Annotated in this window: 10 protein-coding genes; all 10 read left to right on the top strand. The window is 59.9% G+C overall.

All coding sequences use genetic code 11. From position 1 onward, the window contains the following. Positions 1–27 precede the first annotated feature (27 nt). A complete protein-coding gene (bamA, locus tag AC3ZU9_RS27730; RefSeq protein ID WP_012722601.1) occupies positions 28–2,415 on the top strand; it encodes an outer membrane protein assembly factor BamA in 2,388 nt (795 codons plus the stop codon). Between the two features lie 45 nt (positions 2,416–2,460). Beyond that, entirely contained in the window at positions 2,461–2,964 is a 504-nt protein-coding gene (locus AC3ZU9_RS27725) for an OmpH/Skp family outer membrane protein (protein WP_003219314.1), read from the top strand. A gap of 3 nt (positions 2,965–2,967) precedes the next feature. Continuing rightward, entirely contained in the window at positions 2,968–4,023 is a 1,056-nt protein-coding gene (lpxD, locus tag AC3ZU9_RS27720; RefSeq protein ID WP_490091619.1) for a UDP-3-O-(3-hydroxymyristoyl)glucosamine N-acyltransferase, read from the top strand. A 111-nt stretch (positions 4,024–4,134) separates the two neighbouring features. Next, positions 4,135–4,575 (top strand): 3-hydroxyacyl-ACP dehydratase FabZ, encoded by a 441-nt coding sequence (gene fabZ, locus AC3ZU9_RS27715; protein ID WP_003172281.1) that lies wholly within the window; start codon positions 4,135–4,137, stop codon positions 4,573–4,575. Continuing rightward, positions 4,572–5,348 carry an acyl-ACP--UDP-N-acetylglucosamine O-acyltransferase gene (gene lpxA, locus AC3ZU9_RS27710; protein ID WP_012722603.1) on the top strand — a complete coding sequence of 259 codons (777 nt, stop codon included), beginning with the start codon at positions 4,572–4,574 and terminating at the stop codon, positions 5,346–5,348. The genes fabZ and lpxA overlap by 4 nt, the downstream gene beginning before the upstream one ends. A 2-nt stretch (positions 5,349–5,350) precedes the next feature. Beyond that, a complete protein-coding gene (lpxB, locus tag AC3ZU9_RS27705; protein ID WP_102061745.1) occupies positions 5,351–6,490 on the top strand; it encodes a lipid-A-disaccharide synthase in 1,140 nt (379 codons plus the stop codon). Beyond that, the gene (gene rnhB / locus AC3ZU9_RS27700) at positions 6,487–7,119 is read left to right on the top strand and encodes a ribonuclease HII (protein ID WP_102061746.1); all 633 of its coding nucleotides are present in this window, start codon (positions 6,487–6,489) and stop codon (positions 7,117–7,119) included. Before lpxB ends, rnhB begins: the two co-directional genes overlap by 4 nt. Positions 7,120–7,197: 78 nt before the next feature. After that, entirely contained in the window at positions 7,198–10,719 is a 3,522-nt protein-coding gene (gene dnaE / locus AC3ZU9_RS27695; RefSeq protein WP_046036638.1) for a DNA polymerase III subunit alpha, read from the top strand. 129 nt (positions 10,720–10,848) lie between these two features. Further along, the gene (locus AC3ZU9_RS27690; protein ID WP_012722607.1) at positions 10,849–11,796 is read left to right on the top strand and encodes an acetyl-CoA carboxylase carboxyltransferase subunit alpha; all 948 of its coding nucleotides are present in this window, start codon (positions 10,849–10,851) and stop codon (positions 11,794–11,796) included. Between the two features lie 163 nt (positions 11,797–11,959). Beyond that, entirely contained in the window at positions 11,960–13,279 is a 1,320-nt protein-coding gene (gene tilS / locus AC3ZU9_RS27685) for a tRNA lysidine(34) synthetase TilS (RefSeq protein ID WP_490091618.1), read from the top strand. Positions 13,280–13,362: the final 83 nt, after the last annotated feature.

The raw sequence follows: 13,362 nt of genomic DNA, 5'->3' as shown, positions 1-13,362 counted from the left end.
TTGCCAGTTGGAATAAGAAAGGACTTCATGAAACGTCTGCTGCTAACTGCGGTTCTCACCGTATTGATGATCGCCGAAGTTCACGCCGAGTCCTTCACCATCTCCGATATTCGCGTCAACGGCCTCCAGCGGGTTTCCGCGGGTAGCGTCTTTGGTGCCTTGCCGTTGAACGTTGGGGAACAGGCTGATGACCGTCGCCTGGTGGAATCCACTCGTGCGTTGTTCAAAACCGGTTTCTTTCAAGACATCCAACTGGGTCGCGAAGGCAACGTCCTGGTCATCACCGTCGTCGAGCGACCCTCCGTCGCCAGTATCGAGATCGAAGGCAACAAGGCGATCTCGACTGAAGACCTGATGAAGGGCCTCAAGCAATCCGGCCTGGCCGAGGGCGAGATCTTCCAGCGTGCCACCCTTGAAGGTGTGCGTAACGAACTGCAACGCCAGTACGTTGCCCAGGGCCGCTACTCCGCGACCGTGGAAACGGAAGTGGTGCCGCAGCCGCGCAACCGTGTTGGCCTCAAGGTCAACATCAACGAAGGCACCGTGGCCGCGATTCAGCACATCAACGTGGTGGGCAATACCAAGTTTGCTGATGAAGACCTGATCGACCTGTTCGAACTCAAGACCACCAACTGGCTGTCGTTCTTCAAGAACGATGACAAGTACGCCCGTGAAAAACTTTCCGGTGACCTGGAACGCCTGCGTTCCTACTACCTGGACCGTGGCTATATCAACATGGATATCGCTTCGACCCAGGTGTCCATCACCCCGGACAAGAAACACGTCTACATCACTGTCAACGTGAACGAAGGCGAGAAGTACAAGGTTCGTGACGTGAAGCTGAGCGGCGACCTGAAAGTGCCTGAAGACCAGGTCAAGGCGCTGCTGCTGGTGCAGAAAGACCAAGTGTTCTCGCGCAAGCTGATGACCACCACGTCCGAACTGATCACCCGTCGCCTGGGTAACGAAGGCTATACCTTCGCCAACGTCAACGGTGTGCCGACCCCGCATGATGATGACCACACTGTGGACATCACCTTCGTCGTCGATCCAGGCAAGCGTGCCTACGTGAACCGTATCAACTTCCGTGGCAACACCAAGTCTGCGGACGAAGTGCTGCGTCGTGAAATGCGCCAGATGGAAGGTGGCTGGGCGTCGACTTACCTGATCGACCAGTCCAAGACCCGTCTTGAGCGCCTGGGCTTCTTCAAGGAAGTCAACGTCGAAACCCCGGCCGTACCGGGCGTGGATGACCAGGTTGACGTGAACTACGCCGTTGAAGAACAAGCGTCGGGTTCCATCACCGCGAGCGTGGGCTTCGCACAGAGTGCCGGTTTGATCCTTGGTGGTTCGATCACCCAGAACAACTTCCTCGGTACCGGTAACCGAGTGTCCATCGGCCTGACCCGAAGCGAATACCAGAGCCGATATAACTTCAGTTATACCGACCCTTACTGGACTGCCGACGGTGTGAGCCTGGGCTACAACGCCTTCTACCGCACCACCGACTACAAAGACCTCGACGTTGACGTAGCAAGCTACGCAATCGACAGCCTCGGTGCCGGTGTCAACGTGGGTTACCCGATCAGTGAGACCTCGCGTCTGACCTTCGGCCTGACCGCGCAGCAGGATGAAATCAAGACCGGTGTGTACACCGTGGACGAGATCTTCGACTTTACCCGTCGCGAAGGCGACAAGTTCCTGAACTTCAAGGCGTCTGCCGGCTGGTCCGAGTCGACCCTGAACAAAGGCGTACTGGCGACCCGTGGCCACTCCCAGAGCCTGACCCTGGAAACCACCACGCCGGGCAGCGACCTGTCGTTCTTCAAACTCGACTACCGTGGCCAGCTGTTCCAGCCATTGAGCGACAACTACACCATGCGCCTGCACACTGAGCTGGGCTATGGCGATGGTTATGGTTCTACCAATGGCTTGCCGTTCTATGAAAACTACTATGCTGGTGGTTTCAACTCGGTACGTGGCTTCAAGGACAGCACCTTGGGTCCGCGTGGTACGCCAAGCCGTGGTGTGGGTGTGACCGGTAACCAAGGCACTGTGGCCGACTCCGACAACGACCCGCTGCCGTTCGGTGGTAACGTCTTGATCCAGGGTGGCGCGGAAATCCTGTTCCCACTGCCGTTCGTGAAAGATCAGCGTTCACTGCGTACGTCGGTCTTCTGGGACGTGGGTAACGTGTTCGATTCCAAGTGCGAGCAGATCAAAAACCCGAGTGGCGTGAAGTCCAATACTCAGTGCAACGACGTGAGCCTCAGCAACCTGGCAAGCTCCGTGGGTGTGGGTGTGACTTGGGTGACTGCACTTGGCCCATTGAGCTTTGCTCTGGCCATGCCGATCAAGAAACCGGACAACGCTGAAACCCAGATTTTCCAATTCTCCCTCGGCCAGACGTTCTAAGCGTCTGACCCAAGATAACGACAACGGATTCTGTAGGAGTGCATCGTGCGTAAGTTGACTCAATTGGTTCTGCTGGCAACCGTGCTGGTAGCGACCCCGGCCTTCGCCGAAATGAAAATCGCCGTCCTGAACTATCAGATGGCCCTGCTGGAATCGGACGCGGCCAAGAAGTACGCCGTGGATGCCGAGAAAAAGTTCGGTCCGCAACTGACCAAGCTCAAGACCCTGGAAAGCAGCGCCAAGGGCATCCAGGACCGCCTGGTAGCCGGTGGCGACAAGATGCAACAAGGCGAGCGCGAGCGTCTGGAGCTTGAATTCAAGCAAAAGGCCCGTGACTACCAGTTCCAGTCCAAAGAGCTGAACGAAGCCAAAGCGGTTGCTGACCGTGAAATGCTGAAACAGTTGAAGCCGAAACTCGACAGCGCTGTGGAAGAAGTCATCAAGAAAGGTGCCTTTGACCTGGTGTTCGAGCGTGGCGCGGTAATCGACGTCAAGCCTCAATACGACATCACCCGCCAGGTGATCGAGCGCATGAACCAGCTGAAGTAAGCCATGACCGCGACTATCAAGCTCGGCGAGTTGGCCGAGTTCCTGGGGGCCACCTTGCGTGGCTCTCCGGAGAAGGAAATCACTGGGCTAGCCACCTTGCAGGAGGCTGGCCCAGGTCAGTTGAGCTTCCTCGCAAACCCCCAATACCGTAAATACCTGGTCGACAGCCAAGCCGCCGCCGTGTTGCTGAAAGCGGCTGACGCCGAAGGGTTTGCCGGGGATGCGCTGGTGGTGGCTGACCCGTACCTGGCGTATGCCCGGGTGTCGCACCTGTTCGATCCTAAGCCCAAGGCAGCGGCCGGTGTTCATCCGTCTGCGGTGATCGCTGATGATGCCCAGGTTGACCCAGCGGCCAGCATCGGTGCCTTTGCGGTGGTCGAGAGCGGCGCGCGCATTGCGGCGGGTGTCACCGTTGGGGCCCATTGCTTTATCGGTGCGCGCTGCGAGATCGGCGCCGACGGTTGGCTGGCGCCGCGCGTGACCCTGTACCACGATGTGCGTATCGGTGAGCGGGTGGTCATCCAGTCGGGTGCCGTGATCGGCGGTGAAGGCTTTGGCTTTGCCAACGCCAAGGGCATCTGGAACAAAATTGCCCAGGTCGGCGGCGTATTGATCGGCGACGACGTTGAAATTGGCGTGAACACCGCTGTCGATCGCGGGGCCCTGGCCGATACCGTGATCGGTAACGGCGTGAAGCTCGACAACCAGATCCAGATCGCCCACAACGTGCAGATTGGCGATCACACCGCCATGGCCGCGTGCGTGGGCATCTCCGGTAGCACCAAAATTGGTAAGCATTGCATGCTCGCCGGTGGCGTAGGGCTGGTGGGGCATATTGATATTTGCGACAACGTCTTCATCACCGGGATGACCATGGTGACCCACTCGATTACCGAGCCAGGTGCCTATTCTTCCGGTACCGCCATGCAGCCTGCGGCTGAATGGCGCAAGAGTGCAGCGCGGTTGAGGCAGCTCGACGACATGGCTCGGCGTCTCAAACAGCTGGAAAAGCGTGTTGGGGACGTGACCCCTGGCGGTAATGCTTCATCAGAAGGCTGATACCATTTCCATATCAAGTGTGCACAGCCGCTAGACTGCCTCCTTGATTTGCTAGCGGGGCGTGCGTTTAGTTCGCCCGCCCCCAATCTTTATTACAGGCTTCCCCCCGAAATGATGGACATCAACGAGATTCGCGAATACCTGCCTCACCGTTACCCGTTCCTGCTGGTGGACCGCGTAGTGGACCTCAATGTCGAGGAAAAGCGCATTCGTGCCTACAAGAATGTCAGCATCAACGAACCGTTCTTCAATGGTCACTTTCCTGCACACCCCATCATGCCGGGCGTGTTGATCATCGAAGCGATGGCCCAGGCTGCCGGTATCCTTGGTTTCAAAATGCTTGACCTCAAGCCTGCCGACGGCACGCTTTACTATTTCGTGGGCTCCGACAAGTTGCGTTTCCGCAATCCGGTTACCCCGGGTGACCAGCTGATCCTGGAAGCCAAGTTCATCAGCTGCAAGCGCCAGATCTGGAAGTTCGAATGCCAGGCCTCGGTGGACGGCAAGCCGGTGTGCTCCGCTGAGATCATCTGCGCGGAACGCAAACTATGAGTTTGATTGACCCTCGCGCAATCATCGATCCGTCGGCCGTACTGGCCGCCGACGTTGAGGTCGGCCCTTGGTCGATCATCGGCGCAGGTGTGGAAATCGGCGAGGGGACTGTCATCGGGCCGCACGTGATCCTCAAAGGTCCGACCCGCATTGGCAAACACAATCGCATCTACCAGTTCTCCTCGGTAGGCGAAGACACCCCGGACATGAAGTACAAGGGTGAAGAGACGCGCCTGGTAATCGGTGATCACAACATCATCCGTGAAGGCGTGACCATTCACCGTGGTACCGTGCAGGATCGGGCCGAAACCACGCTGGGTGATCACAACCTGGTCATGGCCTATGCCCATATCGGCCACGACAGCGTCATCGGCAACCACTGCATCCTGGTCAACAACACCGCGTTGGCGGGCCATGTGCACGTTGACGATTGGGCGATCCTGTCCGGATTCACCCTGGTGCATCAGTATTGCCATATCGGCGCCCACAGCTTTTCCGGCATGGGCACCGCTATCGGTAAGGATGTTCCGGCGTTCGTCACGGTATTCGGCAACCCGGCCGAAGCCCGCAGCATGAACTTCGAAGGCATGCGCCGTCGCGGTTTCAGCGAAGAAGCCATCCACGCCCTGCGCCGCGCCTACAAGGTGGTTTACCGCCAAGGGCTCACGGTTGACCAGGCATTGACCCAACTGCTCGAGCCGGCAGCGTTGTTCCCGGAAGTCGCTGTGTTCCGTGACTCGATCCAGGCGTCGACTCGCGGCATCACCCGCTAATCATGGCTAATCTGCGTATCGCGCTGGTGGCCGGGGAAGCTTCCGGCGACATTCTGGGCGCAGGTCTTATGCGGGCCCTCAAGGCCCAGCATCCGGCGGTGCAATTTATCGGTGTCGGCGGCCCGCTGATGCAGGCTGAAGGGCTTACGTCCTACTTCCCCATGGAGCGCTTGTCGGTCATGGGGTTGGTTGAGGTGCTGGGGCGCCTGCGCGAACTGTTGGCGCGTCGCAAGCTGCTGATCCAGACCCTGATCGAAGAAAAGCCTGATGTGTTCATCGGGATCGACGCGCCGGACTTCACCCTCACTCTCGAACTCAAGTTGCGTCAGGCCGGCATCAAGACCGTGCACTACGTCAGCCCCTCCGTTTGGGCGTGGCGGCAGAAGCGCGTGCTCAAGATCCGTGAGGGCTGCGACCTGATGCTGACCCTGCTGCCGTTCGAGGCCCGGTTCTATGAAGAAAAGGGCGTGCCGGTACGGTTTGTCGGGCATACCCTGGCCGACACCATTCCCTTGCAGGCTGACCGCACGGCAGCACGTGCCGAGCTGGGCTTGCCAGACGGCCCGTTGGTAGCGTTGATGCCAGGCAGCCGTGGCGGTGAAGTTGGCCGCCTGGCCTCGGTGTTTTTCGACGCCGCCGAGCGTCTGCAGGCGCTGAAGCCAGGCGTACGTTTCGTGCTGCCCTGCGCCAGCCCGCAACGTCGTGTGCAGATCGAAGCACTGCTGGAAGGTCGCAACCTGCCGTTGACCTTGCTCGATGGCCAGTCGCACCTGGCCCTGGCGGCCTGCGATGCGGTACTGATCGCTTCGGGCACGGCCACCCTCGAGGCCTTGCTGTACAAGCGCCCGATGGTCGTGGCCTACCGCCTGGCGCCGCTGACTTTCTGGATTCTCAAGCGCATGGTCAAAAGCCCCTACATCTCCTTGCCCAACCTGCTGGCCCAACGCCTGTTGGTGCCGGAGTTGTTGCAGGACGATGCAACGCCGGAGGCCCTCGCGCAAACCCTACTACCCTTGATCGACGGTGGCGAAGAGCAGACCCGTGGTTTCGACGACATCCACCGCACCCTGCGTCGTGATGCGTCGAACCAGGCGGCCGACGCCGTGTTGAGCTTGATCGGCCAGAAACAGGAAGCCTTATGAAGACGCAAATGGGCCTGGATTTCAGCCTGGTTGCCCAAGCCCACGAGCTGGTGGCCGGTGTTGACGAAGTAGGGCGCGGGCCTTTGTGTGGTGCGGTGGTCACGGCGGCGGTGATTCTTGATCCGAACCGTCCGATCCTCGGCCTCAACGACTCGAAGAAGCTCACTGAAGCACGCCGCGAAAAGCTCTACGACGAGATCTGTGAGAAAGCACTGAGCTGGCATATCGCGCGGGCCGAAGTCGAAGAAATCGACGAACTGAACATTCTGCACGCCACCATGCTGGCCATGCAGCGTGCGGTCGAGGGGCTGCACATCACCCCGAAAATGGCGATGATCGACGGCAACCGCTGCCCCAAGCTGGCCATGCCTTCCGAAGCGGTGGTCAAGGGAGATAGCAAGGTGCCGGCCATCGCCGCTGCCTCGATCCTGGCCAAAGTCAGCCGTGACCGGGAAATGGCCGCGTTCGAATTGATCTACCCCGGCTACGGCATGGGCGGTCATAAAGGCTACCCGACGCCCGTTCATCTGGAAGCCCTGGCTCGCCTTGGCCCGACGCCGATCCACCGCCGCTCGTTCGCCCCTGTGCGCCAGGCCTACGAGCTGCGCGAGAGCCTCAGCGAGGTGTAGTCGCGTAGGCTGATGTTTTGCTCAAGGCCCGGTACAATCCCGGGCCTTGTTGTTTCTAAGTTTCTAGACAGGATCACTATGCCGGCTTCATTCGTTCACCTACGCCTGCACACTGAATACTCCCTGGTCGACGGCCTGGTACGGATCAAACCGCTGGTCAAAACCCTGGTGGGCATGAACATGCCTGCGGTCGCGGTTACCGATCAGAACAACATGTGTTCCCTGGTCAAGTTCTACAAGAACGCCATGGGCGCCGGCATCAAGCCGATCTGTGGCGCCGACCTGTGGCTGTCCAACAAAGACCCGGATAACCCGCTGAGCCGCATCAGCCTGTTGGCGATGAACGGCGTGGGCTATCGCAACCTCACCGAACTGATTTCCCGTGGTTTCATCGACGGCCAGCGCAATGGCTCGATCATCATCGAGCGTGAATGGGTCGCCGAGGCCAGCGAAGGCCTGATCATGCTGTCGGCCGCCAAAGAGGGCGAGATCGGTATCGCGCTACTGGGCGGCAACCCGCAGGAAGCCGAAGTGCTGGCGCGCGAATGGATGCAGGTCTTCCCGGACCGTTTCTACCTGGAAATCCAGCGCACCAATCGCCCCAACGACGAAGAACACCTGCACGCCGCGGTAGCCCTGGCCGACAAGCTGGGCGCGCCGCTGGTGGCGACCAACGATGTGCGCTTCATCAAGAAGGAAGACTTCGAAGCCCACGAAACCCGCGTGTGCATCGGCGAAGGCCGGGCCCTGGATGACCCGCGTCGCTCGAAGAACTACAGCGAGGAGCAATACCTCAAAAGCGCCGACGAGATGGCCGAGCTGTTCAGCGACCTGCCCGAGGCCCTGGAAAACTCGGTCGAGATCGCCAAGCGCTGCAACATCGAGGTCAAGTTGGGCAAGCACTTCCTGCCCAACTTCCCGATTCCCGATGGCATGACCATCGATGAGTACTTCCGCAAGGTCTCGTTCGATGGCCTGGAAGAGCGTTTGTCTGTCCTGCTGCCCAAGGACACCACCGAGGACTACGACGCCAAGCGCCAGGTTTATGTCGACCGGCTGAATTTCGAACTGGATATCATCATCCAGATGGGATTCCCCGGTTACTTCCTGATCGTAATGGACTTTATCCAGTGGGCCAAAAGCAACGGCGTACCGGTTGGTCCGGGCCGGGGGTCAGGTGCCGGCTCGCTGGTCGCCTATGTGCAGAAGATCACCGACCTTGACCCGCTGGAATATGACCTGCTGTTCGAACGGTTCCTGAACCCGGAACGGGTCTCCATGCCCGACTTCGACGTCGACTTCTGCATGGACGGCCGTGACCGCGTGATCGAATACGTGGCCGAGAAATATGGCCGCAACGCGGTCAGCCAGATCATCACCTTCGGTTCCATGGCGGCCAAGGCTGTAATCCGCGACGTAGCGCGGGTGCAGGGCAAGTCCTACGGCCTGGCGGATCGCCTGTCGAAGATGATCCCGTTCGAAGTCGGCATGACCCTGGAGAAAGCCTACGAGCAGGAAGAAATCCTGCGCGACTTTATCAAGGTCGACGAAGAAGCCGCCGAAATCTGGGACATGGCGCGCAAGCTCGAAGGTGTGGTGCGTAACGTCGGTAAACACGCCGGTGGCGTGGTTATTGCGCCGACCAAGCTCACGGACTTTTCGCCGATCTATTGCGACGAAGAGGGCGGTGGCCTGGTTACCCAGTTCGACAAAGACGACGTGGAGGCGGCCGGCCTGGTGAAGTTCGACTTCCTTGGCCTGCGGACCCTGACGATCATCGACTGGGCGCTCAAGACCATCAACCGTGACCGCGCCAAGGTCAATGAAGAGCCGCTGGATATCGCGTTTATCCCGCTGGACGACAAGCCAACCTACAGCCTGCTGCAAAAAGCCGAAACCACGGCTGTGTTCCAGCTTGAATCACGGGGTATGAAAGAGCTGATCAAAAAGCTCAAGCCCGACTGCCTGGAAGACTTGATCGCACTGGTGGCCCTGTTCCGTCCGGGCCCGCTGCAATCGGGCATGGTGGATGACTTCATCAACCGTAAGCACGGTCGCGCGGAACTGGCCTACCCGCACTCGGACTACCAGTACGAAGGTCTCAAGCCGGTACTGGCGCCGACCTACGGCATCATCCTGTATCAGGAACAGGTGATGCAGATCGCCCAGGTGATGGCCGGTTATACCCTGGGCGGTGCGGACATGCTGCGTCGCGCCATGGGTAAGAAAAAACCCGAGGAAATGGCCAAGCAACGTGGCGGTTTCATCGAAGGTTGCGCGACCAACAATATCGACGCCGATCTCGCGGGTAACATCTTCGACCTGGTAGAAAAATTCGCCGGTTATGGTTTCAACAAATCCCACTCCGCCGCCTACGGCCTGGTGTCGTACCAGACCGCCTGGCTGAAAGCCCACTACCCGGCGCCGTTCATGGCCGCGGTACTCTCGGCGGATATGCACAACACCGACAAGGTCGTGACCTTGATCGAGGAAGTGCGCACCATGAAGCTGCGCCTCGACGCGCCGGACGTGAACGCCTCGGAGTTCAAGTTCACCGTGAACGACGAAGGCCGCATCATTTACGGTCTGGGTGCGATCAAAGGCGTGGGCGAAGGCCCGGTGGAAGCCATCACCGAAGCGCGTCAGGACGGGCCGTTCAAGGACCTGTTCGACTTCTGCGCGCGGGTTGACCTCAAGCGCATCAACAAGCGGACACTCGATGGCCTGATCCGCAGCGGCGCACTCGACCGTCTCGGTCCGTATTTCCATGATGAGCCCAAGGCTTACCAGGCGAATATCGACCGTAACCGCGCAGTGCTGCTCGCCGCCATGGAAGAGGCGATCAAGGCCGCCGAGCAAACCGCCCGAACCCACGACAGCGGCCACGCCGACCTGTTTGGCGGTTTGTTCGTCGAAGAAGATGCGGACGTATACGGCAACCATCGCAAGGCCAAGGACCTGACCCTCAAGGAACGCCTCAAGGGCGAGAAAGACACCTTGGGCCTGTACCTCACCGGTCACCCGATTGACGAATACGAAGGGGAAATCCGCCGGTTCGCCCGTCAACGCATCATCGACCTGAAGCCGGCGCGGGACACTCAGACCGTTGCCGGCATGATCATCGCCCTGCGGGTGATGAAGAATAAAAAGGGCGACAAGATGGGCTTTATCACCCTCGACGACCGTTCGGGCCGTATCGAAGCGTCGCTGTTTGCCGACGCGTTCCACTCCGCGCAGTCGCTGCTGCAGACCGACGCGATGGTGGTGGTGGAAGGGGAGGTCAGCAACGATGACTTCTCCGGCGGCCTGCGCCTGCGCATTAAGCGGGTGATGAGCATGGAAGATGCGCGCACCAATTTGGCCGAAAGCCTGCGTTTGAAGGTGAAAACCGAAGCGCTCAAGGGCGATCAGCTACGCTGGTTGGGCGACCTGCTCAAACGCCACCGTGGCGCGTGCCCGGTGACCATGGAGTACACCGGCAATGACGCTAAGGCCATGTTGCAGTTCGGCGAGAGCTGGCGAATTGATCCCGCTGACGGCTTGATTCAAGCTTTGCGTGACCAGTTCGGGCGAGACAACGTCTTCCTCCAATACCGTTGACGGTCAGATGTGTCTGATCTCGACTAAACATTTAATCTCGACCTAAACGCGCCTCTCCCTTAAGGTAGGGCGCGAATAGACAACCGGCTGGCCAGGCACGCCCTGGCCGTCGACCCAAGACGGACGCTTATGAACCCGAATTTTCTTGATTTCGAACAGCCGATCGCTGACCTGCAAGCCAAGATCGAAGAACTGCGCCTGGTCGGCAATGACAATTCGCTGAACATCGGCGATGAGATCGCTCGCCTGCAAGACAAGAGCAGCACGCTCACCGAAGACATCTTCGGCAAGTTGACCAGTTGGCAGATCGCGCGCCTGGCCCGCCACCCGCGCCGTCCGTACACCCTGGACTACATTCAGCACATCTTCACCGAGTTCGACGAGCTGCATGGCGATCGCCACTTCTCAGACGACGCCGCCATCGTGGGCGGTATCGCTCGCCTGGACGACCAGCCGGTGATGGTGATTGGTCACCAGAAAGGCCGTGAAGTGCGTGAGAAAGTCCGCCGTAATTTCGGCATGCCGCGCCCGGAAGGCTACCGCAAGGCGTGCCGCCTGATGGAAATGGCCGAACGCTTCAAGATGCCGATCCTGACCTTCATCGACACCCCGGGTGCCTACCCAGGTATCGACGCCGAAGAGCGCAACCAGAGCGAGGCTATCGCCTGGAACCTGCGCGTCATGTCACGCCTGAAAACCCCGATCATTGCCACCGTAATCGGCGAAGGTGGTTCCGGCGGCGCCCTGGCCATTGGTGTTTGCGACCAACTGAACATGCTGCAATATTCGACCTACGCGGTGATTTCGCCGGAAGGTTGCGCTTCGATCCTGTGGAAAACCGCCGAAAAGGCGCCGGACGCTGCCGAAGCCATGGGGATCACCGCCGATCGCCTCAAGGGCCTGGGCATCGTCGATAAAGTCATCGCCGAGCCATTAGGTGGCGCACACCGCGACCCGGCTGCCGCTGCCGCAACTATCCGTGGTGAGCTGGCTTCGCAACTGGCGATGCTCAAGAAGCTGGATAACGAAGCCTTGCTGGCCCGTCGTTATGAGCGCCTGATGAGCTACGGTCTCTAAGACCAACGCACTACCAAAATGTGGGAGGGGGCTTGCCCCCGATTGCTGAGTGTCAGTCAATGTATCCAGTGACTGACCCACCGCTATCGGGAGCAAGCCCCCTCCCACATTTGCTTTGTGTATGCTTGGTCAACGTATTCCAGATTTGCGGCGGTAATGTTTGATGAAGCCAACCCTGCCCGCCAAGCTCCTGCAAGCCCTGGCCCCCTGGCGCAGCGCCCCGGCCTGGCACATTGCATTCTCCGGTGGCCTTGATTCCACCGTCCTGCTGCACCTCCTGGCCAATCTTGCCAACACCGACACCCTGCCGCCCCTCAGCGCTGTCCATGTCCACCATGGCCTGCAAACCGCCGCCGACGCGTGGCCTGCTCACTGCCAGTCGATATGCGACAACTTGGGTGTGCCTCTGCGCGTGATGCGCGTGCAGGTGCAACCCGGCGCCAGCCTTGAGCGTGCCGCCCGTGACGCGCGTTACCAGGCTTTTATCGAGGTGACCGGGGCAGGGCAGGTGTTGCTGACGGGCCAGCATCGCGACGATCAAGCGGAAACCCTGTTATTCCGCCTGCTGCGTGGGGCTGGGGTGCGCGGGCTGTCGGCGATGCCGGCGCAGCGCCCATTGGCGGCCGGCTATCTGGTGCGGCCCTTGTTGGAGGTCTCGCGGGCAGAGCTGGAAGCCTATGCCGAGGAGCATCAGCTCGAATGGATCGAAGACCCTTCCAACGCTGATTCGCGGTTTTCCCGTAATTACCTGCGTCACCGGGTGTTGCCGACGCTGACGGAGCGCTGGCCTCAAGCTGTCTCAAGCCTGGCCCGCACCGCTGAGCACTTGAGCGAAGCCCAGGGCCTGCTTGACGAGTTGGCAGTCATGGACCTGCAGGCCGCCGACCAGCCGTCAGCGTTTCCCTGGCTGAGATTGCGGTCATTGACCCTCGCCCCCTTACGCGAGCTTTCCGACGCTCGCCAGCGCAATGCCCTGCGCCATTGGCTGACGCCGCTGACCCGTCTGCCTGACAGCGACCACTGGGCCGGCTGGCATTCCCTACGTGATGCCAAGGACGATGCACAGCCCCTGTGGCGCCTGGCCGATGGCGAGCTGCACCGTTGTGGTCAGCGCATCTGGTGGCTGCCCTCGACAGGGTCGGAATTTTCCGACGCAACGGTGAGCTGGCCCGATCCGCAAAAACCACTAGAGTTAGCCGGCAATGGTCAGTTGATACTCAGTGGTGAGGCGCCTGATGGTCCGCTGCAGGTTCGTTACCGCCAAGGCGGCGAAATCATCGAAGTGCCAGGTCGCGGTCGACGTGACTTGAAGCGCCTGCTTAACGAAAGTGGCTTGCCGGGCTTCGTCCGTGGCAGATTGCCGCTGCTGTATCAGGGCGAGCAATTGCTGGGTGTGCCCAGCCTTGCGGGACTTTGGCCAGCACCGAGCCATGACTGGCAATTACATTGGATGCCACAGACCTGCGATCAAGGTTTGAGCTGATAGAGCCTTTCCGGTAGACTACGCTCCCTTCTTGATACAACTTCTGTGGATTCGACTGAATCGCAGCAGTTGCCGATTACCAA

The sequence above is a fragment of the Pseudomonas sp. A39 genome, assembly GCF_058145955.1.
The sequence above is the reverse complement of the archived record's forward strand: the minus strand, read 5'-3'. Positions and strand labels throughout refer to the sequence as shown.

Excerpts from the sequence above, each read along its gene's own strand:
- bamA (WP_012722601.1), top strand. The coding sequence starts at position 28 with ATGAAACGTCTGCTGCTAACTGCGGTTCTCACCGTATTGATGATCGCC.
- lpxD (WP_490091619.1), top strand. The coding sequence starts at position 2,968 with ATGACCGCGACTATCAAGCTCGGCGAGTTGGCCGAGTTCCTGGGGGCC.
- fabZ (WP_003172281.1), top strand. The coding sequence starts at position 4,135 with ATGATGGACATCAACGAGATTCGCGAATACCTGCCTCACCGTTACCCG.
- lpxA (WP_012722603.1), top strand. The coding sequence starts at position 4,572 with ATGAGTTTGATTGACCCTCGCGCAATCATCGATCCGTCGGCCGTACTG.
- lpxB (WP_102061745.1), top strand. The coding sequence starts at position 5,351 with ATGGCTAATCTGCGTATCGCGCTGGTGGCCGGGGAAGCTTCCGGCGAC.
- rnhB (WP_102061746.1), top strand. The coding sequence starts at position 6,487 with ATGAAGACGCAAATGGGCCTGGATTTCAGCCTGGTTGCCCAAGCCCAC.
- dnaE (WP_046036638.1), top strand. The coding sequence starts at position 7,198 with ATGCCGGCTTCATTCGTTCACCTACGCCTGCACACTGAATACTCCCTG.
- AC3ZU9_RS27690 (WP_012722607.1), top strand. The coding sequence starts at position 10,849 with ATGAACCCGAATTTTCTTGATTTCGAACAGCCGATCGCTGACCTGCAA.
- tilS (WP_490091618.1), top strand. The coding sequence starts at position 11,960 with ATGAAGCCAACCCTGCCCGCCAAGCTCCTGCAAGCCCTGGCCCCCTGG.